Below are 23061 nucleotides of genomic sequence, written 5' to 3' on the forward strand. Positions count from 1 at the left end.
GTCACGCGAGGGGTGGAAAACGGCTCACCGTTTTTTGAATTAATTTCAGGCGCGTGCCTGCACGGTCACCCAGTAGCGGGTGAAGCGTCGCACCTTCACCGGCAGGCTCACTTCCAGCAGGTCGAGAATGCGTTCGCTGTCGTCCAGCGGGTAGCTGCCGGAGATCAGCAGGTTGGCCACCTGTGGGTCGCAATTGACTTGGCCACGGCGATAACGTCCGAGTTCGCCGAGGAAATCTTCCAGGCGCATGTGGGCAGCGACCAGCATGCCGTCGGCCCAGGCGCCGCTGTTGGCGTCGGCGGCACGCGGGGTGTCCCAACCTTTTCGTGTGAAGTTGACCTGGTGCGCGGCCTGGACGCTCAGCGGCAGGCCGGTGTAGGTGTTGGGCATGACCTCGACGTGACCGTCGAGTACCGCCAGTTGGGTGTGATCGTTGAACTGCCGCACATTAAAACGCGCCGCCTGGCTAGTGAGCAGGCCTTGGCCGGTCAGCACTTGCAGCGGTGTACTGCCCGCAATACCGGTCAGCAGGATCTCGCCTTCAAGCAGGCGGATCAGCCGCTGCTGGCCATCAAAATGCACATCCACCGCGCTGCCGGTGTTGAGTTGCAACTGGCTGCCGTCGGCCAATTGCACCTTGCGTCGCTGGCCAACGGGGCTGCGGTAATCGGCGGTCAACGGCGGCAGGATATGTTGCTGGCGCAGGCTCCAGGCGGCAGCGGAACCTGCGCCGAGGATCAACAGCAATTTCAACGCCTGGCGACGGCTGGTGGAAGTTGGCGCATTCAACGCCGCATGGGCCAGGGGCGAGGGCATGCCGCGCAGGCGCTGATTGACGCGCTGCATGTGGTCCCAGGCGCGCTGGTGTTCGCTGTGGGCGTTCAACCACTGCTGCCAGGCGGCTTGCTGGCGTGGGTTGAGTGCGCCTTGCTGCATTTCCATCAGCCAGTGCACGGCTTGTTCGGCGACTTGGGTGGAGAAGTTCATAGGGCGAAATAGCAGCGCATGGCCGCTTTGCTCAGGTGGCGTTTGACGGTGGCGATGGAAATGCCCAGTTCAGCGCCGATTTGTGCGTAGGTCAGGCCATCGAGTTGGGCCAGCAGAAAGGCCCGCTTCACCTGGACGGGCAGGCCGTCGAGCAGTTGGTCCAACTCCACCAGGGTTTGCAGGATGATTGCGCGTTCTTCTTCCGACGGTGCAACGTGCTCGGGCATCTGCGCCAAGGCGTCGAGGTAGGCGCGCTCCAGGTCCTGGCGGCGGTAGAAGTTGAACAGCACGCGCTTGGCGACCGTGGTGAGGAACGCGCGGGGCTCGATCAGCGTGGGTGTTTCTCGCGCGGTGAGCACGCGGATGAAGGTGTCCTGGGCCAGGTCGGCGGCGCTTTCCGGGCAGCCGAGCTTGCGTCGCAACCAGCCGGTGAGCCAGTGGTGATGGTCGTTGTACAACACTTCGACGGTATTGGACGGGCTCAATGCGAACACTCCACAAGCATCGGCATGCTTTAGAGAACAAGAATTGTTCGCATTGTAGGGCTCGCGACGGGCTTCGGCAATCCGTCAGGGCAGGTCTTTCATCCGTTCTGTTTTGCTTATGAGAATATTTATCATTAATATTGCGGCCTGATGAACCTGGCGCCTCCCGCATGAAAAGCAAAACCTCGCTGCCTGTCTCCTATCGCCTCTCCGTCACCTCGCGCGTGCTGGCTGCCGTGGTGGGTGGTTATCTGATGGCTTCCCTGGCCAGTATCTGCCTGGCGCTATGGATGCCCACGTCGCGCGCCGATGCGGTGATCACCGGGATGATGAGTTCATTCGTGTTCTACCTGCTCGCCGTGCTCTGGTGTTTCGCCTGCCGCAGCGCACCCCGCGCCTGGTTTGGCGTGATGTTGCCAAGCGCGGTATTTGCCACCCTGGCGGGTGTGGGCTTCTGGATGGCACGCACATGAAAGAGGGTTTCCGCCAGGCCATGGCCTGGTTGCACACCTGGGCAGGGCTGATCTTTGGCTGGCTGCTGTTTGCGATTTTCCTGACGGGCACCTTGGCGTATTTCAAGGATGAGATCAGCCACTGGATGCAGCCTGAAGTGCAGGCCCATCCGCTGGACGATGCGCGCAGCCTGACGGTCGCCCAGACCTATCTGCAGCAAGTCGCGCCGACCGCTGCGCGTTGGTTTATCACTCTGCCAGACAGCCGCGATCCTGGTTTGTCGGTGATGTGGCAAGACAAAGTCGACCCCGGCCGACGCGGCAATTTCATCCAGAAAACCCTCGACCCTGTTACCGGCCAGGCTGTGGAAGCCCGTGAAAGCATGGGCGGCGATTTCTTCTACCGCTTTCACTTCCAGCTACAAATGCCTCACCCGTGGGGCCGCTGGCTGTCGACGATTGCCGCGATGGTGATGTTCGTCGCCTTGATCACCGGCATCATCACCCACAAGAAAATCTTCAAGGACTTCTTCACCTTCCGGCCCCGCAAAGGCCAGCGTTCCTGGCTCGACGGGCATAACGCGGTGGGAGTTCTGGTGCTGCCGTTCCATTTGATGATCACCTACAGCAGCCTGGTGATCTTCATGAGCATGGTGATGCCGGCGCCGATTCTTGCTTCCTATGGCGGCGACACCCGCGCCTTTTTCAGCGAGGTATTCCCGAACACCAACAACGCGCCGGCGCTGGGCCAGCCTGGAAAACTGTTACCGCTGGTGCCGATGTACGAGCAAGCGCGGGCACAGTGGGGAGGTGGCCATGTGGGGCGCGTGGCGGTCAATAATCCCGCCGATATGAACGCCTCGGTCAATGTGTTTCGCGCGGGTTCCGATAGCGTGGTGCATGATTTCGGCAGCACCGTTTCCTTCAATGGCACCACCGGCGAGCTGGTGCGGGTGAATGGCGGGCAGTCGCTGCCGGCAGCCATCGGCGGCAGTTTCTACGGCCTGCACATGGGCCATTTCGCCGGTCCGGTCCTGCGCTGGTTGTACTTCATCTGTGGCTTGGCGGGCACGGCAATGATCGGCACCGGGCTGGTGATCTGGCTCGGCAAGCGTCAGCTCAAACATGCCAAGGCTGCGGTAATGCCGTTTGAGTTGCGCTTGGTGGAAGTGCTGAACATCGCCAGCATGTCCGGGTTGATGATCGCCATCGCCGCATTTTTCTGGGCCAACCGTTTATTGCCGGTGAGCTTTGCCGACCGTTCCGATTGGGAAGTGCAAACCTTCTTTATTGCCTGGGGCCTGAGTCTGTTGCACGCGATCCTGCGTCGTGGCCGCCAGGGTTGGGTCGAGCAACTGAGCTTCGGCGCGCTGCTGTTTATCGCCATTCCACTGCTCAACGCGTTGACCACATCGCACCACCTCGGTGTTTCGTTGGCAACCGGCGATTGGGCCATGGCTGGCTTTGATCTGACCTGTCTGGCCAGCGGCGTATTCCTTGGCTGGGCCGCCTGGAAGATGCAGCGTCGCACCGCGCCGGCGCCTAAAGCTCAGCGCGCACGCCCGCTGGCGCTGAAGCAGGAGGCGAACTGAATGCTGCTCGCACTGCTGATGTGCTACGCCGGGTTCACCGCACTCTGCCTGTCCACTGACCGTCACCACGGCGAGTTGCTGCACAGCAAACCCACGCCTCGTCGGCGCCTGGGTTTGCGGGTGATCGGTTGGTTGCTGCTGGTGGTGTCGATCTGGCCGGCGGTGGATGTCGCCGGTTGGGGTCAGGGCCTGGTGGAGTGGTGCGCCGTGTTGATGCTCAGCGCATTGCTGCTGGTGCTGTTATTGCCGTACCGGCCAAGGCTGGCCTTGATCCTGGCGGGCATTGGTCTGCTCGCCAGTCCTGTTGCAGCCTTCGCCACCCTCTGAGCCCGCCCATGATGATCAGCACGCCACCCGAATCCCAGGACAGCCAGCACGCTGACGCGGCAGGTGGGCGTGCGCATTTCCTGCAGGTGTTTTTATCCCAGCGTTCGCAGATGGAAGCCTTGGTGAGTCGCCGCGTGGGGTGTCGCGCCACGGCGGCCGACCTGGTGCAGGACCTATTCCTGCGTTTCTGGCGCCGGCCGTTGGTGCAGGTCGAGGAGCTCAGCACCTACCTGCTGCGCTGCGCCGGCAATATCGCCATCGACCACCTGCGCAGCGAAGGTGCACGGGTACGCAGCAGTGAAGGCTGGCTGCCCGAACAGCAAGACAACCAAGGTTCCGAACCCCAGGCAGCATTGGAAGCCGGCAATGACCTGCGCCACGTCGAAGCCGCCTTGCGCAGCCTGCCCGAGCGCACGCGCCAGATTTTCCTGCTCAACCGCATTCACGGTCGCAAGTACGCGGAAATCGCCAAGGTCATGGGCCTGTCCCAAAGTGCCGTGGAAAAACATATGATGCGTGCCCTTGAAGCCTGCAAAGCCAGCCTTCGCGAACCATCGCCCCCACGCACGCCAGGGAAAGCAACGTGAACGCCACCCCCACGCCCGCCCAGGAACAAGCCGCACTGGCCTGGCTGAGCCTATTGCATGATCAGCCCAGCAGTGGCGACCAAGCCACTTTCAGTCAGTGGTTGCGGGCTGATCCGGCGCACGTTGAGGCCTATTCCCAGGCCCAGGTGCTCTGGGAATTGAGCGAAGTGCCGGCACGCCAGCTGGCGGATGAAGAGGCGTTGGCGTTGCAGGGCTACCTCAATGCGATGACCACCTCGAAGCGTTCACGGGTGGTGCGTTGGTCCGGCGTCTTGGCGATGGCTGCGTGCCTATTGCTGATGGTATCCATGGGGGCCGGCTGGCAGCCGTCACGCTGGATCGATGATCTCGGTGCCGACTACGTGACGGCGCCGGGTGAAGTCAAAACCGTCACGCTGGCCGATCAATCCCAGGTGACCCTCGATGCTGACAGCGCCATTGCCGTGGACTTCAGCGGTGGCGAGCGCCACATCCAGTTGCGTCGAGGTGCCGGTTTTTTTAGCGTGACCCACACCGGGCAATCCTTTGTGGTGGAGGCGGGCAGCGGTGAGGCGCGGGTGCTGGGGACGCAATTCGAAGTGCGCCTGCAACCGGCAGGCGCTCAGGTGACGGTGTTGTCCGGGCGGGTGGGCGTGACGCCGTCCAAACAGGGCCAGCAGCAAATTCTTACAGCGGGTCAGCAAGTGGCCTACGCCGAGGGTGTTGCGGACCCTCTGCACGCGGTAGACAGTGAATCGCGCCTGGCCTGGCGCGACGGTTGGCTCAACTACTACAAGGCGCCGTTGGCGGACGTGGTCAAGGACCTGGGTCGCTACTACCCCGGCCGCATCCTGTTGCTCAACGAAGAGATGGGCGCCAAGCGCGTCAGCGGGAGCTTCCCGAGCAAGGACCCGCAAGCGGTGTTGAATGCGTTGCAGGCCGTGCTCGGCTTTGAGCAGCACACATTATTGGGGCGGATGATCGTGGTGCGCTGATTTACTTCAGCGCCGCCATGATTTTTTCTGGGTTGTAATCGCGAATCAGCGTGCCGTTCACGTCCACAAACGGAATCCCTGCGCCCCCCAGCGCCTCATACGCCTTGCGCGCCTGGGCGTCTTTCTCGATGTCGAACGCTTGGTAGGGTATGCCTTTCTGGTCCAGGAACCGGCGGATCTGCTTGCAGTAACCACACCACTCGGTCGAGTAGAGCACCACACGCGCTGAAGCACGTACGTGCTCCGGCGCCACTTGTGAAGGGTTGAACACCCGTTCGATCTTGCCCCAGTTCTGGATCACCACCACGACCAGCAACACCAGCAGGACTTTTTTAAAGACCCCGCCGAGCATCAGTTGCGGCGCTTGAGCTGGTCAGTCAGTTGGGTCGGCAGGCCCTTGATGATCAAGGTGCCGGCGGCTTCGTCGTATTCGATCTTGTCGCCCAGCAGGTGCGCCTCAAAGCTGATGGACAAACCCTCGGCGCGACCGGTGAAACGGCGAAACTGGTTGAGCGTGCGTTTATCCGCCGGGATTTCCGGCGACAGGCCATAGTCCTTGTTGCGGATATGGTCATAGAACGCCTTAGGCCGATCTTCATCGATCAACCCTGACAATTCTTCCAGCCCCATCGGTTCACCGAGCTTGGCCTGGCTGCTGGCGTAGTCCACCAGGGTCTTGGTTTTCTCGCGGGCGGACTCGTCCGGCAGGTCTTCGCTTTCGACGAAGTCACTGAACGCCTTGAGCAGGGTGCGGGTCTCGCCCGGGCCGTCGACGCCTTCCTGGCAGCCGATGAAGTCGCGGAAATACTCCGAGACCTTCTTGCCGTTCTTGCCCTTGATAAAGGAAATGTACTGCTTGGACTGCTTGTTGTTCTGCCACTCGGACACGTTTATACGTGCCGCCAAGTGCAATTGGCCGAGGTCCAGGTGGCGCGAGGGGGTCACGTCCAGCTCGTCGGTCACCGCCACGCCTTCGCTGTGGTGCAGCAGGGCGATGGCCAGGTAGTCCGTCATGCCTTGCTGGTAGTGGGCGAACAGTACATGGCCGCCGGTGGAGAGGTTGGACTCCTCCATCAGCTTCTGCAGGTGCTCGACCGCCGTGCGGCTGAAGGTGGTGAAGTCCTGCCCACCGTCGAAATACTCCTTCAACCAGCCGCTGAACGGGTGCGCGCCGGACTCGGCATGGAAGAAACCCCAGGCCTTGCCTTGCTTGGCGTTATAGCTCTCGTTGAGGTCGGCAAGCATGTTCTCGATGGCGGCCGATTCGGCAAGCTCGGAGTCGCGGGCGTGAAGAACTGCAGGTGTGCCGTCGGGTTTTTTGTCGATCAAGTGGACGATGCAATGACGGATCGGCATAGGCTTCTCGGCTGGTTGAGCGGGGAGCGGTGGGCCTCCCCGAAAAGTCGCCAAGTGTACCGCACCATTGGCCGAGACGGGCTTCGAAGGGTGTTTTGGCCGCCCTCCGACGGGCTATATGCCTTTTTTTCACGGTTTAGAGCGATAAAGCTGACCAAATGGGTAGGTAGAAGCGGATATTTCCCCGTCTCTGTGCTAGTTTTGCCCCGTCTTACGCCAAGTCTCGGCGATAAGCGTGCATTCAGCATCTGTCAGGTCGAACCAATCCCCGTTTCAAGCATCTATAACCCCGATCTCCGTGGTTATAGCCGGGGGTGCCAGGCCATGACGGTCGGGCTCGACGGCTGACACTGCACTCTGCAATCCATATGAATTTGATAGGGAAGGAACACCACAATGGCTATTACTAAAGACCAACTGATCGCTGACCTGGCTGAAGCAGTAGACGCACCGAAAACCACCGTGCGCGCTCTGCTGGACCAACTGAGCCAAGTTGTTGCTGACCAGCTGGAAAACGGCGGCGAAATCACTCTGCCAGGCGTTGGCAAACTGAAAGTGACCGAGCGTCCTGCCCGTACTGGCCGTAACCCTTCGACTGGCGCCGCCATCGAAATCGCTGCCAAGAAAGTTATCAAGCTGGTTGTGGCCAAAGGCCTGACCGACGCTGTTAACAAGTAAGACGCAGCAAAAAAAACCGTGCTCCGGAGCGATCCGGGCACGGTTTTTTGTTGCCTGCTATTTGTCAGTCGCGAACCCAGCGCTGGCGCCAGATCTGTTGCTCGTTCTTGGTCTGGAAAGTCCACGCCACAAACCGGCTCTGCTTCTGGCCCTGGGACATTTCCACGACTTGGCTCTCCAGCACGCCGGCCTTTTTCAGGGCCGTCTCGATCGCGGGCAAATTCGACGCTTTCGACACCAGCGTGCTGAACCACAGCACCTTATGGGCAAAGTGCGCACTTTCGGCAATCAGTTGCGTCACAAAACGCGCTTCACCCCCTTCACACCACAACTCGGCCGATTGGCCGCCGAAGTTCAGCACCGGCAACTTGCGCTTTGGGTCCGCCTTGCCGAGGGCACGCCACTTGCGTTCGCTGCCCTTGGTGGCTTCATCCATGGACGCATGGAACGGCGGGTTGCACATGGTCAGGTCAAAACGCTCGCCCGGCTCCAGCAGGCCCAGCAGGATCTGCTTGGGATTGCTCTGCTGGCGCAGCTGGATGACTTTGCTCAGGTCATTGGACTGCACGATGGCCTTGGCTGCGGCCACGGCGATAGGGTCGACTTCCGAGCCCAGGAAGTTCCAGCGGTATTCCATGTAGCCAATCAGCGGGTAGACGCAGTTGGCGCCCATGCCGATGTCCAGCACCTTGACGATAGAGCCGCGCGGGATCTTGCCGTCGTTGGTGCTGGCCAGCAGGTCGGCCAGGAAGTGCACGTAGTCCGCACGCCCCGGCACCGGTGGGCACAGGTAGTCGGCCGGAATGTCCCAGTGCTGGATGCCATAGAAGGCTTTCAGCAGCGCTCGGTTGAACACCCGCACCGCATCCGGGCTGGCAAAGTCGATACTTTCCTTGCCGTACGGGTTGATGATCACGAATTTCGCCAGTTCCGGCGTGGTCTTGATCAGCGCCGGGAAGTCGTAACGACCTGTGTGGCGGTTGCGTGGGTGCAATGTCGCCTCTTTGCGCGGCGCGACGGGCTTGGCCGTGGCGGCGGTTTTAGGCTTCTTGCGCGGAGGTTTTGGCGTGCTGGGGGCGGTCATGGGCTACGTCGATTCTGGGGTTGCTTCAAAAGTGGTGGGTATTGTCACACATTCCGAAGTTGACCTCGGTTAAATGTGGGAGCGGGCTTGCTCGCAAATACGGTGGGTCAGTCATTGGGTGTGTGTCTGATAGACCGCATTCGCGAGCAAGCCCGCTCCCACATCGATTGGGTTTTCACACCCAAAAAAAAGAGGCCCGAAGGCCTCTTTCTGACACGCGGTCCCCTTACAGGCTGGAGATCCGCGCATGTTGCTCCGCCAGCTTGCCCAGAGCCTGTTCAGCCTCAGCCAGCTTGGCGCGTTCTTTCTCGATCACTTCAGCCGGTGCCTTGTCGACGAAGGCCGCGTTGGACAGCTTGCCGCCCACGCGTTGTACTTCGCCTTGCAGGCGGCCGATTTCCTTGTCGAGACGAGCCAGTTCGGCACCCTTGTCGATCAGTCCTGCCATCGGCACCAGCACTTCCATCTCGCCGACCAGTGCGGTCGCGGACAGTGGTGCTTCTTCGCCGGCTGCCAATACGGTGATCGACTCCAGCTTCGCCAGCTTCTTGAGCAGCGCATCGTTCTCGGTGAGACGACGCTGGTCTTCGGCACTGGCGTTCTTCACAAACACCGCCAATGGCTTGCCCGGCCCGATGTTCATCTCGGCACGGATGTTACGCGTGCCCATCATCAGGGTCTTGAGCCATTCGATATCGCTTTCGGCTGCCTCATCGATGCGCGCTTCGTTGGCCACCGGCCAAGGTTGCAGCATGATGGTCTTGCCTTCGATACCGGCCAGCGGCGCCAGGCGCTGCCAGATTTCTTCGGTGATGAACGGCATGAACGGGTGCGCCAGACGCAACGCCACTTCCAGCACGCGAACCAGGGTGCGACGGGTGCCGCGCTGGCGTTCGACCGGCGCGTTTTCGTCCCACAGCACCGGCTTGGACAGTTCCAGGTACCAGTCGCAATACTGGTTCCAGATGAACTCGTACAAGGCCTGTGCGGCCAGGTCGAAACGGAACTGGTCGAGCTGGCGGGTCACTTCGGCTTCGGTGCGCTGAAGCTGCGAAATGATCCAGCGGTCGGCCAGGCTCAGCTCATAGGCTTCACCGTTCTGGCCGCAGTCTTCGCCTTTATCCAGCACGTAGCGCGCAGCGTTCCAGATCTTGTTGCAGAAGTTGCGATAGCCTTCGACGCGGCCCATGTCGAACTTGATGTCGCGACCGGTGGAGGCCAGCGAGCAGAAGGTGAAGCGCAGGGCGTCGGTGCCATAGCTGGCAATACCATCGGCGAACTCGTCGCGGGTCTGCTTCTCGATCTTCTTTGCCAGTTTCGGCTGCATCAGGCCGGAGGTGCGTTTCTGTACCAGGGTTTCCAGGTCGATGCCGTCGATGATGTCCAGCGGGTCCAGGACGTTGCCCTTGGACTTGGACATCTTCTGGCCCTGGCCATCACGCACCAGGCCGTGCACGTACACGGTCTTGAACGGTACCTGCGGCGTGCCGTCCTCGTTCTTCACCAGGTGCATGGTCAGCATGATCATCCGGGCAACCCAGAAGAAAATGATGTCGAAACCAGTGACCAGCACGTCGGTGGAGTGGAATTTCTTGAGGAATTCGGTCTGCTGCGGCCAGCCCAGGGTGGAGAAGGTCCACAGGCCCGAGCTGAACCAGGTGTCCAGTACGTCGTTGTCCTGTTGCAGCGCAATGTCGGCACCGAGGTTGTGCTTGGCACGCACTTCGGCTTCGTCGCGGCCTACATAGACCTTGCCCGACTCGTCGTACCAGGCCGGAATGCGGTGACCCCACCACAGCTGACGGCTGATGCACCAATCCTGGATGTCGCGCATCCACGAGAAGTACATGTTTTCGTACTGTTTCGGCACGAACTGGATGCGGCCATCTTCCACGGCGGCGATGGCAGGTTCTGCCAAAGGCTTGGTGGACACGTACCACTGGTCGGTCAGCCACGGCTCGATCACGGTGCCGGAACGGTCGCCCTTCGGCACTTTCAGGCCGTGATCGTCAACGCTCACCAGCAAACCGGCAGCATCGAAGGCGGCGACGATCTGCTTGCGCGCTTCGAAGCGGTCGAGACCGGCGTATTCAGCCGGGATCTTGCCGTCGATGCTCTCGTTCAGCGTGCCGTCCAGGTTGAACACCTGGCAGGCCGGCAGTACGGCGGCGTTTTTGTCAAAGATGTTCAGCAGTGGCAGGTTGTGGCGCTTGCCGACTTCGTAGTCGTTGAAATCGTGGGCCGGGGTGATCTTCACGCAGCCGGTGCCGAATTCAGGGTCGCAGTAGTCGTCCGCGATGATCGGGATGCGACGGCCGACCAATGGCAGTTCAACGAACTTGCCGATCAGCGCCTGGTAGCGTTCGTCGTTCGGGTTAACCGCGACGGCGGCGTCGCCGAGCATGGTTTCCGGACGAGTGGTGGCGACGATCAGGTAGTCGTTGCCTTCAGCAGTCTTGGCGCCGTCGGCCAGCGGGTACTTGAGGTTCCACAGGAAGCCTTTCTCGTCGTGGTTTTCCACTTCGAGGTCGGAAATCGCCGTGTGCAACTTGGTGTCCCAGTTGACCAAGCGCTTGCCGCGGTAGATCAGGCCGTCTTCATGCAGGCGCACGAAGGCTTCTTTCACGGCTTCCGACAGGCCGTCGTCCATGGTGAAGCGCTCGCGGCTCCAGTCGACGGACGAACCGAGGCGACGGATCTGACGGCTGATATTGCCGCCGGACTGGTCTTTCCATTCCCAGATCTTTTCCAGGAATTTCTCGCGACCCAGGTCGTGACGGTTCTGGCCGGTGGCTTCGAGTTGGCGTTCCACCAGCATTTGCGTGGCGATACCGGCGTGGTCGGTGCCCGGTTGCCACAGGGTGTTGCGGCCCTGCATGCGGCGGAAACGGATCAACGCATCCATGATCGCATTGTTGAAGCCATGGCCCATGTGCAGGCTGCCAGTGACGTTCGGTGGCGGAATCATGATGGTGTAGGAATCGCCCGCGCCTTGCGGGGCGAAATAGTTCTCGGATTCCCAGGTGTTGTACCAGGAAGTTTCGATGGCGTGCGGCTGGTAGGTCTTATCCATGCGCGGCGGGACCCTAGTTGGCATTTATTCAGGAAAGCCGGCAAGTATAACGGGGGATAGGGCGCAGGGCGAGGCGAAGACGGGCTTGAAATGTATGGGCGGCAAATGTGGGAGCGGGCTTGCTCGCGAAAGCGGTGGATCAGCCAATGCATGTGCTGACGGTCACACCGTTTTCGCGAGCAAGCCCGCTCCCACAGGGGATCTGCGTTGGCTTCAATTCTGGTATTGGCTCAGCAACCGCTCCATCCGTGCATCCAGCCGGCGCTTGATCTCGGTCTCGATGTGCGGCGCAAAGTCATCGATCACGTCTTGCATGATCAACTGCGCAGCGGCGCGCAGTTCGTTGTCCAGGTGCAGCAGCAGCGCGTCGGTACTTTTTTCGACAGCGGCAGGCGCGGCGGTCTCGACCACTGGTGCCGGCGCAACGGGCTTGCCGCCGACCATGTCAAACAACAGCGGAATCTGTACCTCGCCCTCGACCGAATCGGTCAACAGCGGCGGTTGCAAGTCATCATCACCGAGCAACTGACGGATCGACTCCAGGTCGTCCAGCAGGTGATCGTCTTTTTTTATAGGGTTGGGATTGTCCATCATGTGCTCAAAGTCGTTGTAGCCGGTGATCTTGCAGAGGATAGCCCTGTTCGCGGTAGAAACGGAAACTCTCCCGCGCGGCCTGACGAATAGCCGGGTCCTCCACCACCACTTCCGCCACGCGGGCGAATGCCTTGGCGAAAGGCGGCACTTTCAGGTCCAGGTTGACCAGCAGGTCCTGGTGATCGCCGCAACTGTCCCCTAAACCCAGGACAACCAGGCCTTCGGGTTCGGACTCGGCAGGGCCGTGAGGCACAAAGCTTTCGCCCTTGAAGCGCCACAGGCGAGCATCCAGCTCATCTCGTTGGGCGGCATCGCTGCAATGCAGGTAGATGCGGTGGCCCATGCGCCAGGCTTTTTCAGTGAGTTTGCAGGCAAAGTCCAGGCGCGCGAGCGGGTCGGCGCTGGGCAATATATAGAAGTCGACTTGGGTCATTGCATTTCCTGGGCGTGCGCATACCCCTTCTAGGAACCGGCTTGCCGGCGATGAGTCCCTTGAATCAGGAAGCCATCGCCGGCAAGCCGGCTCCTACAGGGAGGATTGCGTTAGGCCTTGGCGCGATCCAGCAGGTACTGGGTCAGCAGGGGAACCGGACGGCCGGTTGCGCCCTTGTCCTTGCCGCCGCTGGTCCAGGCCGTGCCGGCGATGTCCAGGTGCGCCCAGTTGAAGTTCTTGGCAAAGCGTGACAGGAAGCAAGCCGCGGTGATGGTGCCGGCTTTCGGACCGCCGATGTTGGCGATGTCGGCGAAGGGGCTGTCCAGTTGTTCCTGGTACTCATCGAACAGCGGCAGTTGCCAGGCGCGGTCGTCTGCGGCTTTGCCGGCGCTGAGCAGTTGCTCGATCAGCTCATCGCTGTTGCCCAGCAGGCCCGAGGTGTGCGAACCCAGGGCGACGATGCAGGCACCGGTCAGGGTGGCGATGTCGATCACGGCCTGTGGCTTGAAGCGTTCGGCGTAGGTCAGGGCATCGCACAGCACCAGGCGGCCTTCGGCGTCGGTGTTGAGGATTTCGACGGTCTGGCCACTCAGGGTGGTGACGATGTCGCCCGGACGGGTCGCGCCGCCGCTCGGCATGTTCTCGGCGCAGGCCAGGATGCACACCAGGTTGATCGGCAGCTTGAGTTCCAGCACGGCACGCAGGGTGCCGAACACGCTGGCGGCGCCGCCCATGTCGTACTTCATCTCGTCCATGCCCAGGCCCGGCTTGAGGCTGATGCCGCCGGTGTCAAAGGTGATGCCTTTGCCGACCAGGGCGTAAGGCTTCTCGGACTTCTTGCCGCCGTTGTATTGCATCACGATCAGGCGTGGCGGCTGGTCGCTGCCCTGGCCCACGGCATAGAACGAGCCCATGCCCAGTTCCTTGATCTTCTTCTCGTCCAGCACTTCGACTTTCAGGCCCTTGAACTCTTTGCCCAGCGCCTTGGCTTGTTCGCCCAGGAAAGTCGGGTGGCAGATGTTCGGCGGCAGGTTGCCCAGATCGCGGGTAAACGACATGCCGTTGGCGATGGCGGTCGCGTGGGTCACGGCGCGCTCAACTTCAGCCTGGGCGGCCTTGATGGTCAGCAGGGTGATTTTCTTCAGGGCGCGCGGTTCGGCCTTGGTGCTCTTGAACTGGTCGAAAATGTAGCCGCCGTCCACCAGGCTCTCGGCCAGCAGGCGGGTCTTGCCGTAGCTGTCGCGGCCTTTGACCACGACTTCATCGAGTGCCAGCGTGGCGTCAGTGCCGCCCAGGCCCTTGAGGGTGGTGAGGATGCCGCTGATGATTTTGCGGAACGGACGGTCGCCCAGTTCAACGTCCTTGCCCACGCCCACCAGCAATACGCGGTCGGCTTTCAGGTTGGGCAGGCTCTGCAACAGCAGGCTCTGGCCGACTTTGCCGGCCAGGTCGCCGCGCTTGAGCACTGCGCTGATGGCGCCGCCGCTGAGTTCGTCGAGTTGCTTGGCGGCAACGCCGAGCTTGCGGCCTTCGCCAATGGCGACCACGAGGGTGGCGGTTTTCAACGTTTCGGGGCTAACGCTTTTTACAACCAATTCCATTTTCGGGTCCCTTATAAAGGTCGGTTAGCCAGGAGTCTGTACTCCGGCTTTAATACCAGGCAGCTGTGTAAACCGCCGGCGACAAAGGCCGCAGTTTGAACCTCGCCGGCGGAGGCTGACAACCCTTGTCACCCGCTTTGTGCATGTGCATGAGGTTGCGCAGTGACAGGCGCGGTCAATCACAGGATAATGCGCCATCTTTTTAGCCGGTCCGTGCAAACGGGCTGACTCGGTATGCTTGCTTGTTTGGCCGCCTTAGCCTGACAACCCTGGAGTGTCTGGTTTGATCGTCTTCCGTTATCTGTCCCGCGAAGTCCTGTTGACCCTGAGTGCCGTGAGTGCGGTATTGCTGGTCATTATCATGAGTGGTCGTTTCGTCAAATACCTGGCCCAGGCTGCCTCCGGCGCCCTGGATCCGGGCTCGCTGTTCCTGATCATGGGCTTTCGTCTGCCGGGCTTCCTGCAGCTGATCCTGCCGCTCGGCCTGTTTCTCGGGATCCTGCTGGCCTACGGCCGCCTTTACCTCGAAAGCGAAATGACCGTGCTCTCGGCCACCGGCATGAGCCAACAGCGCCTGTTGGGCATGACCATGATCCCGGCCGCCGGCGTTGCGCTGATCGTGGCCTGGCTGAGCCTGAGCCTGGCCCCACAAGGTGCCATGCAGTTCCAACTGGTACTGAATAAACAGGACGCGATGACCGAGTTCGACACCCTTGAACCCGGCCGCTTCCAGGCGCTCAATGACGGTTCGCGGGTGACCTACACCGAAACCCTGACCGACGACCGTGCCAACTTGGGCGGCGTGTTCATCTCCGAGAAGCGTCTGGGCCAGGACAAGAAAGACCGTGGCATTTCCGTGCTGGTGGCCGATTCCGGTCGCCAGGAAGTGCGTCCTGACGGCAGTCGCTACCTCATCCTGGAAAATGGCTATCGCTACGATGGCAGCCCGGGCATGGCCGATTACCGTGCGATCAAGTACGACACCTATGGCGTGATGCTGGCCCGTCCGGATATCAGCGACGAAGTCACCGACCGCGACGCCATCCCGACCACCGAGCTGTTCGGTAGCAAGGAACTGCGCTCGATTGCCGAGCTGCAATGGCGGATTTCCCTGCCGTTGCTGGTGTTCATCGTGACCTTGATGGCGGTGCCGCTGTCGCGCGTCAACCCACGCCAGGGCCGCTTCCTCAAGCTGTTGCCGGCGATTCTGCTGTACATGGCTTACCTCACCATCCTGATTTCCGCCCGTGGCTCCCTGGAGAAAGGCAAGCTGTCGCCGACCCTCGGCCTGTGGTGGGTGCACGGGATCTTCCTGGTGATTGGCCTGGGCCTGCTCTATTGGGAACCGATCCGTTTGAAAATGATGAGCCGTCGTGGCCAGAAGGAGTTGGCTCGTGGCTAAGCTCGATCGCTACATTGGTAGCAGCGTACTGATCGCCATCCTGGCGGTATTGGGCATCATCCTCGGTCTGGCCTCGTTGTTTGCCTTCATCGATGAAGTCGGCAACGTCAGCGATACCTACACCGTGTGGGACGTGCTGAGCTACGTGGCCCTTACCGCGCCACGTCGCCTCTACGACATGATGCCGATGGCCGCGCTGATCGGCTGCCTGATCGGCCTGGGCAGCCTGGCCAGCAATAGCGAACTGACCATCATGCGCGCTGCTGGCGTGTCCATTGGTCGAATCGTCTGGGCGGTCATGAAACCCATGCTGCTGCTGATGGCGTGCAGCGTGCTGATCGGCGAATACGTCGCGCCGCCGGCCGAAACCACGGCCCAGGCCAATCGCGCCCTGGCCCAGGGTTCAGGCGATGCACAAAGCGCCAAGCACGGCCTGTGGCACCGCCAGGGCGAAGAATTCATTCATATCAACGCCGTGCAGCCGGGCGGCCTGTTGATTGGTGTCACGCGCTATACGTTTGACAAAGAGCGTCACCTGTTGGAGTCAAGCTTCGCCAAACGTGCGCAATACGGCAGTGAAAAGTGGCAACTCAGCGACGTTACCACTACTTATTTTCGTAACGTCGGCCAGGGCACCAAGGCCAGCACCGAAGTGATCAACGTGCCGAGCCAGGAGTGGGATATTGCCCTCAAGCCGGAACTGTTGAATACCGTGGTGATGATCCCGGAAAGCCTGCCGATCTCCGGGTTGTGGGGTTACATCCACTACCTGAAGGACCAGGGCTTGAACAATGGCCGCTACTGGCTGGCATTTTGGGTCAAGGTGTTGCAACCGGTGGTGACTGCCGCGTTGGTGCTGATGGCAATTTCCTTCATCTTTGGCCCATTGCGTTCTGTGACCTTGGGGCAGCGCGTATTCACGGGCGTGCTGGTGGGCTTCACCTTCCGCATTGCCCAGGACCTGCTCGGCCCGTCGAGCCTGGTGTTTGGCTTCTCGCCGCTGTTTGCGGTGCTGGTGCCCACGGCCATCTGCGCGTTGGCCGGTTTCTGGCTGTTGCGCCGGGCCGGTTGATTCCGCGCTTATGAACAAAAAATGCCCCGGTCGAGAGATCGGGGCATTTTTGTTCTGGTCAGCAAAGATGACGTCTGGCCTGAGCATCAGGTACAATTCCCGGCTATTTTTCAGCGGGCAATCTGCCTGCAGCCTTTTTGAGTGTTGATCCGTGAGTGATTTGAGTCATATCCGCAATTTCTCCATCATCGCCCACATTGACCATGGTAAGTCGACGCTGGCCGATCGATTCATCCAGATGTGCGGCGGCCTTGCCGAGCGTGAAATGGAAGCCCAGGTGCTGGACTCCATGGACCTCGAACGCGAGCGCGGGATCACCATCAAGGCCCACAGCGTTACGCTGTATTACAAAGCCAAAGACGGCATCACCTACCAACTGAACTTCATTGACACCCCAGGCCACGTCGACTTCACCTACGAAGTCAGCCGGTCCCTGGCGGCCTGTGAAGGTGCCTTGCTGGTGGTTGACGCAGGGCAGGGTGTGGAAGCGCAGTCGGTTGCCAACTGCTACACCGCGATCGAGCAGGGCCTGGAAGTCATGCCCGTGCTGAACAAGATCGACCTGCCTCAGGCCGAGCCTGAGCGCGTCAAGGAAGAGATCGAGAAGATCATCGGCATCGACGCCACCGACGCCGTCACCTGCAGCGCCAAGACCGGCCTGGGTGTCGACGAAGTGCTCGAACGTCTGGTGCAGACCATTCCAGCCCCGACCGGCAACTACGAAGATCCGCTGCAAGCGTTGATCATCGACTCCTGGTTCGACAACTACCTGGGCGTTGTCTCCCTGGTACGCGTGCGCCACGGCCGTGTGAAGAAGGGCGACAAGATCCTGGTCAAATCCACCGGCAAGATCCACCTGGTGGACAGCGTCGGTGTCTTCAACCCCAAGCACACCGCGACCGTTGATCTGAAAGCCGGTGAAGTGGGTTTCATCATCGCCGGTATCAAGGACATCCACGGCGCGCCGGTGGGTGACACCCTGACCCTGAGCTCCACGCCGGATGTCGACGTGCTGCCAGGCTTCAAGCGCATCCAGCCGCAGGTCTACGCGGGTCTGTTCCCGGTCAGTTCCGATGACTTCGAAGACTTCCGCGAGGCCCTGCAAAAGCTGACCCTCAACGACTCGTCGTTGCAGTACACCCCGGAAAGCTCCGACGCCCTGGGCTTCGGCTTCCGCTGTGGCTTCCTGGGCATGCTGCACATGGAAATCATCCAGGAGCGCCTCGAACGCGAATACGACCTGGACCTGATCACCACCGCGCCAACGGTTATTTTCGAGTTGTTGCTGAAAACCGGTGAAACGATTTACGTCGACAACCCGTCCAAGCTCCCGGATCTCTCGGCGATCGAAGACATGCGCGAGCCTATCGTGCGGGCCAATATCCTGGTTCCGCAGGAGCACTTGGGCAACGTTATTACCCTGTGTATTGAAAAGCGTGGCGTGCAGCGCGACATGCTGTTCCTCGGCACCCAGGTCCAAGTGACCTACGACATGCCGATGAACGAAGTGGTATTGGACTTCTTCGACCGCCTCAAATCCACCAGCCGCGGCTATGCTTCGCTGGATTACCATTTCGACCGTTACCAATCGGCTAATCTGGTGAAACTGGATGTGTTGATCAACGGCGACAAGGTCGATGCCCTGGCACTGATCGTGCACAAGGACAACGCGCACTATAAAGGTCGCCAGTTGACCGAGAAGATGAAAGAACTGATTCCGCGCCAGATGTTCGACGTAGCGATCCAGGCCGCCATTGGCGGGCAGATCATTGCGCGGACCTCCGTCAAGGCACTCAGAAAGAACGTACTGGCCAAATGCTACGGCGGTGACGTAAGCCGTAAGCGCAAGCTGCTTGAGAAGCAAAAGGCCGGTAAAAAACGCATGAAGCAAGTAGGTAACGTGGAAGTTCCACAAGAAGCCTTCCTTGCGGTGCTCAGGTTGGATAGTTAGGTCCTATGTCGCTAAATTTCCCGCTGTTGCTGGTCATCGCCGTTGCCGTTTGCGGTCTCCTGGCGTTGCTCGATCTGGTGTTCTTCGCCCCGCGTCGGCGGGCGGCTATCGCGTCCTATCAGGGCAGCGTCAGCCAGCCCGATGGCGTGGTGATCGAGAAGCTGAACAAAGAGCCTTTGCTGGTTGAATACGGCAAGTCGTTCTTCCCGGTGTTGTTCATCGTGCTGGTGCTGCGTTCGTTCCTGGTGGAGCCGTTTCAGATCCCCTCGGGGTCGATGAAACCTACCTTGGACGTCGGCGACTTCATCCTGGTGAACAAGTTTTCCTACGGGATCCGCCTGCCGGTGATCGACAAGAAGGTCATCGAAGTCGGTGATCCGCAGCGCGGCGACGTGATGGTGTTTCGCTACCCGAGCGACCCGAACGTCAACTACATCAAGCGCGTGGTCGGCCTGCCGGGCGACGTGATCCGCTACACCAGCGACAAGCGCCTGCTTATCAATGGTGAGTCGGTGGCCGAGAAACTGATCGGCTCCGAGCCGAACAGCCTGGGCAGCGCCGAGCTGTACCAGGAAAAACTCGGTACGGTAGAGCACGAAATCCGCAAGGAAATGAGCCGCTACCGTGCCCAGCCTGACGGCCAGTGGACAGTGCCGGCCGGGCACTACTTCATGATGGGCGACAACCGCGACAACTCCAATGACAGCCGGTACTGGGATGACCCAAACATTCCCAAGGACCTGCTGGGCATGGTTCCCGACCAGAATATCGTCGGCAAGGCCTTCGCGGTCTGGATGAGCTGGCCGGAACCCAAACTCAGCCACTTGCCGAACTTCTCGCGGGTCGGGCTGATCAAGTAATACAGGCGGCGCTGTGAACACAGCGCCGAATGCTTTTCTGGGGTGGGGACAAATCTGTCCTGCCTCATGCTGCACCAACCAGGATTTGAATTTGAACACTGCGTCAATCGTCGATGGCCGCCGGTGCCACCAAACAGATATGGGTAAACCGTGAGCGTTTCTCTAAGTCGTCTCGAGCGCCAGCTCGGCTACACCTTCAAGGACCAGGAACTGATGGTCCTTGCCCTCACACACCGCAGCTTTGCAGGGCGCAATAACGAGCGCCTGGAATTCCTCGGTGATGCCATCCTCAATTTCGTCGCCGGTGAAGCCCTGTTCGAGCGCTTCCCCCAAGCCCGTGAAGGCCAGTTGTCGCGCTTGCGCGCCCGCCTGGTGAAAGGCGAGACCCTGGCCGTGCTGGCCCGTGGTTTCGGCCTGGGTGAGTACCTGCGCCTGGGCTCCGGTGAACTGAAGAGTGGTGGTTTCCGCCGTGAATCGATCCTGGCTGACGCTCTCGAAGCGCTGATCGGTGCCATCTACCTCGATGCAGGCATGGAAGCGGCCAAGGAGCGCGTCACCGCGTGGCTGACCTCCGAGATTGAAAGCCTCACGCTGGTCGACACCAACAAAGACCCCAAGACCCGCCTGCAGGAATTCCTGCAGTCCCGTGGTTGCGAACTGCCACGCTACGAAGTGGTGGATATCCAGGGTGAGCCGCATTGCCGCGTATTCTTCGTGGAATGTGAAATCACCTTACTGAACGAAAAAAGCCGAGGTCAGGGTGTGAGCCGTCGTATTGCCGAACAGGTAGCGGCCGCTGCAGCACTGATTGCCCTGGGCGTGGAGAATGGCCATGACTGATTCAACCGCAACACGCTGTGGCTATGTTGCCATCGTCGGCCGCCCGAACGTGGGCAAGTCCACGCTGCTGAACCACATCCTCGGCCAGAAGCTCGCGATCACCTCGCGCAAGCCGCAGACCACCCGCCACAACATGCTGGGCATCAAGACCGAAGGCAACGTGCAAGCGGTCTACGTCGACACCCCAGGCATGCACAAAGGTGGCGAGAAAGCCCTGAACCGCTACATGAACAAGACCGCTTCGGCGGCGTTGAAAGACGTCGACGTGGTGATCTTCGTGGTCGACCGCACCAAGTGGACCGACGAAGACCAGATGGTCCTGGAGCGTGTGCAGTACGTCACCGGCCCGTTGATCGTCGCGCTGAACAAGACCGACCGTATCGAAGACAAAGCCGAGTTGATGCCGCACCTGAGCTGGCTGCAGGAACAACTGCCGAACGCGCAGATCATCCCGATCTCCGCCCAGCACGGTCACAACCTGGAGGCTCTGGAGCGTGTGATCGCCGAGCACTTGCCGGAGAACGAGCACTTCTTCCCGGAAGACCAGATCACCGACCGCAGCAGCCGTTTCCTTGCCGCCGAACTGGTGCGTGAGAAAATCATGCGCCAGATGGGCGCCGAGCTGCCGTACCAGATCACCGTCGAGATCGAAGAGTTCAAGCAGCAGGGCAAGACCTTGCACATCCATGCGCTGATCCTCGTCGAACGTGACGGCCAGAAGAAGATCATCATTGGCGACAAGGGCGAGCGCATCAAGCGCATCGGCACCGAAGCGCGCAAGGACATGGAGTTGCTGTTCGACTCCAAGATCATGCTCAACCTGTGGGTGAAGGTGAAGGGTGGCTGGTCCGATGATGAGCGTGCACTGCGCTCGCTGGGCTACGGCGACCTGTAAGAGCACCGCTGGTGATGCGGGGCGGGCTTGTTGTGGTGAGCGGGCTTGCCCCGCGCTGGGCTGCGAAGCAGCCCTAACACCAGGCCCCGAGATCTGACCGAATGAACCCCGGTTATTTGACTGGGGCTGCTTCGCATCCCAGCGCGGGGCAAGCCCGCTCACCACAGAAGCAATGAGGCTTCAATGTCCCAATCCCCACCCCCCAGCCAACTCGCTTACGTCCTGCACAGCCGTGCCTACCGCGAGACCAGCGCCTTGGTGGACTTCCTCACGCCCCAAGGCCGCCTGCGCGCTGTCTTGCGCAGTGCGCGCGGCAAGGCGGGCACGCTGGCACGGCCATTTGTGGCTCTGGACGTGGAGTTTCGCGGCAAAGGCGAGTTGAAAAATGTCGGTCGCATGGAAAGCGTCGGTACTTCTGCCTGGCTCAATGGCGAGGCGCTGTTCAGCGGTCTCTACCTCAATGAACTGTTGATCCGCCTGCTCCCCGCCGAAGACCCGCACCCGGCCGTCTTCGATCACTACGCTGCCACCTTGTTGGCGCTGGCCGAAGGCCGTCCTCTGGAACCACTGCTGCGCGCCTTCGAATGGCGCCTGCTCGATGACCTGGGCTACGGCTTCGAACTGGCCAACGACCTGCACGGCGACCCCATCGCCGCTGATGGCATGTACCGCCTGCAAGTCGATGCCGGTCTCGAACGCGTCTACCTGCTGCAACCCGGCCTGTTCCAAGGCACGGAATTGCTGGCCATGAGCGAAGCCGACTGGACCGCCCCCGGCGCCTTGTCCGCCGCCAAGCGCCTGATGCGCCAGGCCCTGGCCGTGCACTTGGGCGGCCGGCCGTTGGTCAGTCGCGAGTTGTTTCGAAAGCCCTGACATCCCCGTGTATGCTGTGCACCGATTCTTTCCCTTTTCAGGAGCGCTTCCGTGACCACCAGCAATCGCATTCTTCTTGGCGTCAACATCGACCACGTCGCTACCCTGCGCCAGGCCCGGGGCACCCGTTACCCTGACCCGGTCAAGGCCGCGCTGGACGCCGAAGAAGCGGGTGCCGACGGTATCACCGTGCACCTGCGCGAAGACCGCCGCCACATTCAGGAGCGTGACGTGCTGATGCTCAAGGAGGTGCTGCAAACCCGCATGAACTTCGAGATGGGCGTCACCGAAGAAATGATGCAGTTCGCCGAGCGCATCCGCCCGGCGCACATCTGCCTGGTGCCGGAAACCCGCCAGGAACTGACCACCGAAGGCGGCCTCGACGTGGCCGGCCAGGAAGCACGGATCAAGGCTGCCGTGGAGCGCTTGTCGAAAATCGGCAGTGAAGTCTCACTGTTCATCGATGCCGACGAGCGCCAGATCGAAGCGTCGCGTCGTGTCGGTGCGCCGGCCATCGAACTGCACACCGGCCGCTACGCCGATGCCACCACGCCCACCGAAGTGGCCGACGAGCTGCAGCGCATCATCGACGGCGTGAGCTGCGGCCTCAAGGAAGGCCTGATCGTCAACGCCGGGCATGGCCTGCACTATCACAACGTCGAAGCCGTGGCCGCGATCAAGGGCATCAACGAGCTGAACATCGGCCATGCGCTGGTGGCTCATGCGCTGTTCGTCGGCTTCAAAGGTGCGGTGGCTGAGATGAAAGCCCTGATCCTGGGCGCTGCCAAGGCCTGATCCGTCGATCATTTTGTAGGAGCGAGCTTGCTCGCGAAGGTCGTTAACGATGACGCGGGGAGCCTGGCTTTTCGAGTTGTTCTCAGGTCTTTCGCGAGCAAGCTCGCTCCTACAGCCGGGGCAGGTGTATCGTATCTGCCCTTTGCAGGC

At 60.9% G+C, this 23061-nt stretch carries 23 protein-coding genes; 14 read left to right on the top strand and 9 right to left on the bottom strand.

Annotated elements, in window-relative coordinates:
• Positions 1-45: 45 nt before the first annotated feature.
• Both ACP7C6_RS23840 and ACP7C6_RS23845 read right to left on the bottom strand, forming a co-directional pair.
• Positions 46-987: a FecR domain-containing protein gene (locus ACP7C6_RS23840; protein ID WP_426109312.1), complete on the bottom strand. Its 942-nt coding sequence runs from the start codon at positions 985-987 to the stop codon at positions 46-48.
• Positions 984-1472: a sigma-70 family RNA polymerase sigma factor gene (locus tag ACP7C6_RS23845; protein ID WP_028618974.1), complete on the bottom strand. Its 489-nt coding sequence runs from the start codon at positions 1470-1472 to the stop codon at positions 984-986. The genes ACP7C6_RS23840 and ACP7C6_RS23845 overlap by 4 nt, the downstream gene beginning before the upstream one ends.
• A gap of 170 nt (positions 1473-1642) precedes the next feature.
• Between ACP7C6_RS23845 and ACP7C6_RS23850 the strand changes: the two genes are divergently transcribed.
• The 5 genes from ACP7C6_RS23850 to ACP7C6_RS23870 are packed head-to-tail and all read left to right on the top strand — an operon-like array spanning position 1643 to position 5404.
• The gene (locus ACP7C6_RS23850) at positions 1643-1945 is read left to right on the top strand and encodes a DUF3649 domain-containing protein (protein WP_028618975.1); all 303 of its coding nucleotides are present in this window, start codon (positions 1643-1645) and stop codon (positions 1943-1945) included.
• Positions 1942-3516, top strand: coding sequence for a PepSY-associated TM helix domain-containing protein (locus ACP7C6_RS23855; protein WP_426109313.1), 1575 nt, complete (start codon positions 1942-1944; stop codon positions 3514-3516). Before ACP7C6_RS23850 ends, ACP7C6_RS23855 begins: the two co-directional genes overlap by 4 nt.
• On the top strand, positions 3517-3843 hold the full coding sequence (locus tag ACP7C6_RS23860) for a DUF3325 domain-containing protein (protein ID WP_122686196.1): 327 nt from the start codon (positions 3517-3519) through the stop codon (positions 3841-3843).
• 8 nt (positions 3844-3851) lie between these two features.
• A complete protein-coding gene (locus tag ACP7C6_RS23865; RefSeq protein WP_028618977.1) occupies positions 3852-4430 on the top strand; it encodes an RNA polymerase sigma factor in 579 nt (192 codons plus the stop codon).
• Positions 4427-5404 carry a FecR family protein gene (locus ACP7C6_RS23870; protein ID WP_426109314.1) on the top strand — a complete coding sequence of 326 codons (978 nt, stop codon included), beginning with the start codon at positions 4427-4429 and terminating at the stop codon, positions 5402-5404. Before ACP7C6_RS23865 ends, ACP7C6_RS23870 begins: the two co-directional genes overlap by 4 nt.
• A 1-nt stretch (position 5405) precedes the next feature.
• Here ACP7C6_RS23870 and ACP7C6_RS23875 read toward each other — a convergent pair whose 3' ends face one another.
• Together ACP7C6_RS23875 and yejK are read right to left on the bottom strand one after the other, a co-directional pair.
• On the bottom strand, positions 5406-5756 hold the full coding sequence (locus tag ACP7C6_RS23875) for a glutaredoxin family protein (RefSeq protein WP_122686199.1): 351 nt from the start codon (positions 5754-5756) through the stop codon (positions 5406-5408).
• Complete coding sequence (gene yejK, locus ACP7C6_RS23880; protein ID WP_010212893.1) at positions 5756-6760, bottom strand: nucleoid-associated protein YejK; 1005 nt, start codon at positions 6758-6760, stop codon at positions 5756-5758. Before yejK ends, ACP7C6_RS23875 begins: the two co-directional genes overlap by 1 nt.
• Before the next feature lie 396 nt (positions 6761-7156).
• On the opposite strand from yejK, the gene ACP7C6_RS23885 reads away from it, so the two are divergent.
• Positions 7157-7438, top strand: a complete 282-nt coding sequence (locus ACP7C6_RS23885; RefSeq protein WP_003188840.1) for an HU family DNA-binding protein — start codon at positions 7157-7159, stop codon at positions 7436-7438.
• A gap of 64 nt (positions 7439-7502) precedes the next feature.
• On the opposite strand, the gene rlmF is transcribed toward ACP7C6_RS23885, so the two are convergent.
• The 5 genes from rlmF to ACP7C6_RS23910 all read right to left on the bottom strand — a co-directional run bounded on the left by rlmF (position 7503) and on the right by ACP7C6_RS23910 (position 14223).
• A complete protein-coding gene (rlmF, locus tag ACP7C6_RS23890) occupies positions 7503-8522 on the bottom strand; it encodes a 23S rRNA (adenine(1618)-N(6))-methyltransferase RlmF (RefSeq protein ID WP_028618980.1) in 1020 nt (339 codons plus the stop codon).
• A 226-nt stretch (positions 8523-8748) separates the two neighbouring features.
• A complete protein-coding gene (locus ACP7C6_RS23895; protein ID WP_426109315.1) occupies positions 8749-11595 on the bottom strand; it encodes a valine--tRNA ligase in 2847 nt (948 codons plus the stop codon).
• 213 nt (positions 11596-11808) lie between these two features.
• Positions 11809-12186 (bottom strand): DNA polymerase III subunit chi, encoded by a 378-nt coding sequence (locus ACP7C6_RS23900; protein WP_426109347.1) that lies wholly within the window; start codon positions 12184-12186, stop codon positions 11809-11811.
• Positions 12187-12193: 7 nt separating this feature from the next.
• Positions 12194-12622 carry a DNA polymerase III subunit chi gene (locus ACP7C6_RS23905; protein ID WP_010212887.1) on the bottom strand — a complete coding sequence of 143 codons (429 nt, stop codon included), beginning with the start codon at positions 12620-12622 and terminating at the stop codon, positions 12194-12196.
• Positions 12623-12732: 110 nt separating this feature from the next.
• Positions 12733-14223 (bottom strand): leucyl aminopeptidase, encoded by a 1491-nt coding sequence (locus ACP7C6_RS23910; protein ID WP_028618983.1) that lies wholly within the window; start codon positions 14221-14223, stop codon positions 12733-12735.
• Positions 14224-14506: 283 nt separating this feature from the next.
• On the opposite strand from ACP7C6_RS23910, the gene lptF reads away from it, so the two are divergent.
• The 8 genes from lptF to pdxJ all read left to right on the top strand — a co-directional run bounded on the left by lptF (position 14507) and on the right by pdxJ (position 22911).
• Positions 14507-15625: an LPS export ABC transporter permease LptF gene (lptF, locus tag ACP7C6_RS23915; RefSeq protein ID WP_028618984.1), complete on the top strand. Its 1119-nt coding sequence runs from the start codon at positions 14507-14509 to the stop codon at positions 15623-15625.
• Positions 15618-16697 (top strand): LPS export ABC transporter permease LptG, encoded by a 1080-nt coding sequence (lptG, locus tag ACP7C6_RS23920; protein ID WP_068937361.1) that lies wholly within the window; start codon positions 15618-15620, stop codon positions 16695-16697. Before lptF ends, lptG begins: the two co-directional genes overlap by 8 nt.
• A gap of 151 nt (positions 16698-16848) precedes the next feature.
• Entirely contained in the window at positions 16849-18648 is a 1800-nt protein-coding gene (lepA, locus tag ACP7C6_RS23925; protein WP_028618986.1) for a translation elongation factor 4, read from the top strand.
• Positions 18649-18653: 5 nt separating this feature from the next.
• Positions 18654-19508, top strand: a complete 855-nt coding sequence (gene lepB, locus ACP7C6_RS23930; protein WP_028618987.1) for a signal peptidase I — start codon at positions 18654-18656, stop codon at positions 19506-19508.
• 150 nt (positions 19509-19658) lie between these two features.
• Positions 19659-20348, top strand: coding sequence for a ribonuclease III (gene rnc / locus ACP7C6_RS23935; protein WP_016978270.1), 690 nt, complete (start codon positions 19659-19661; stop codon positions 20346-20348).
• A complete protein-coding gene (gene era / locus ACP7C6_RS23940) occupies positions 20341-21243 on the top strand; it encodes a GTPase Era (RefSeq protein WP_028618988.1) in 903 nt (300 codons plus the stop codon). Before rnc ends, era begins: the two co-directional genes overlap by 8 nt.
• 183 nt (positions 21244-21426) lie before the next feature.
• Positions 21427-22116: a DNA repair protein RecO gene (recO, locus tag ACP7C6_RS23945; protein ID WP_016978272.1), complete on the top strand. Its 690-nt coding sequence runs from the start codon at positions 21427-21429 to the stop codon at positions 22114-22116.
• Positions 22117-22167: 51 nt separating this feature from the next.
• Complete coding sequence (gene pdxJ, locus ACP7C6_RS23950; protein ID WP_028618989.1) at positions 22168-22911, top strand: pyridoxine 5'-phosphate synthase; 744 nt, start codon at positions 22168-22170, stop codon at positions 22909-22911.
• Positions 22912-23061: the final 150 nt, after the last annotated feature.

The sequence above is a fragment of the Pseudomonas sp. TWR1-1-4 genome (assembly GCF_049897165.1).
GTDB classification, from domain to species: Bacteria; Pseudomonadota; Gammaproteobacteria; order Pseudomonadales; family Pseudomonadaceae; genus Aquipseudomonas; species Aquipseudomonas canadensis.

Excerpts from the sequence above, each read along its gene's own strand:
- ACP7C6_RS23860 (WP_122686196.1), top strand. The coding sequence starts at position 3,517 with ATGCTGCTCGCACTGCTGATGTGCTACGCCGGGTTCACCGCACTCTGC.
- rlmF (WP_028618980.1), bottom strand. The coding sequence starts at position 8,522 with ATGACCGCCCCCAGCACGCCAAAACCTCCGCGCAAGAAGCCTAAAACC.
- ACP7C6_RS23885 (WP_003188840.1), top strand. The coding sequence starts at position 7,157 with ATGGCTATTACTAAAGACCAACTGATCGCTGACCTGGCTGAAGCAGTA.
- ACP7C6_RS23900 (WP_426109347.1), bottom strand. The coding sequence starts at position 12,186 with ATGGACAATCCCAACCCTATAAAAAAAGACGATCACCTGCTGGACGAC.
- era (WP_028618988.1), top strand. The coding sequence starts at position 20,341 with ATGACTGATTCAACCGCAACACGCTGTGGCTATGTTGCCATCGTCGGC.
- ACP7C6_RS23850 (WP_028618975.1), top strand. The coding sequence starts at position 1,643 with ATGAAAAGCAAAACCTCGCTGCCTGTCTCCTATCGCCTCTCCGTCACC.
- recO (WP_016978272.1), top strand. The coding sequence starts at position 21,427 with ATGTCCCAATCCCCACCCCCCAGCCAACTCGCTTACGTCCTGCACAGC.
- ACP7C6_RS23855 (WP_426109313.1), top strand. The coding sequence starts at position 1,942 with ATGAAAGAGGGTTTCCGCCAGGCCATGGCCTGGTTGCACACCTGGGCA.
- lepB (WP_028618987.1), top strand. The coding sequence starts at position 18,654 with ATGTCGCTAAATTTCCCGCTGTTGCTGGTCATCGCCGTTGCCGTTTGC.
- ACP7C6_RS23840 (WP_426109312.1), bottom strand. The coding sequence starts at position 987 with ATGAACTTCTCCACCCAAGTCGCCGAACAAGCCGTGCACTGGCTGATG.
- ACP7C6_RS23875 (WP_122686199.1), bottom strand. The coding sequence starts at position 5,756 with ATGCTCGGCGGGGTCTTTAAAAAAGTCCTGCTGGTGTTGCTGGTCGTG.
- ACP7C6_RS23910 (WP_028618983.1), bottom strand. The coding sequence starts at position 14,223 with ATGGAATTGGTTGTAAAAAGCGTTAGCCCCGAAACGTTGAAAACCGCC.
- yejK (WP_010212893.1), bottom strand. The coding sequence starts at position 6,760 with ATGCCGATCCGTCATTGCATCGTCCACTTGATCGACAAAAAACCCGAC.
- ACP7C6_RS23865 (WP_028618977.1), top strand. The coding sequence starts at position 3,852 with ATGATGATCAGCACGCCACCCGAATCCCAGGACAGCCAGCACGCTGAC.
- ACP7C6_RS23895 (WP_426109315.1), bottom strand. The coding sequence starts at position 11,595 with ATGGATAAGACCTACCAGCCGCACGCCATCGAAACTTCCTGGTACAAC.
- ACP7C6_RS23905 (WP_010212887.1), bottom strand. The coding sequence starts at position 12,622 with ATGACCCAAGTCGACTTCTATATATTGCCCAGCGCCGACCCGCTCGCG.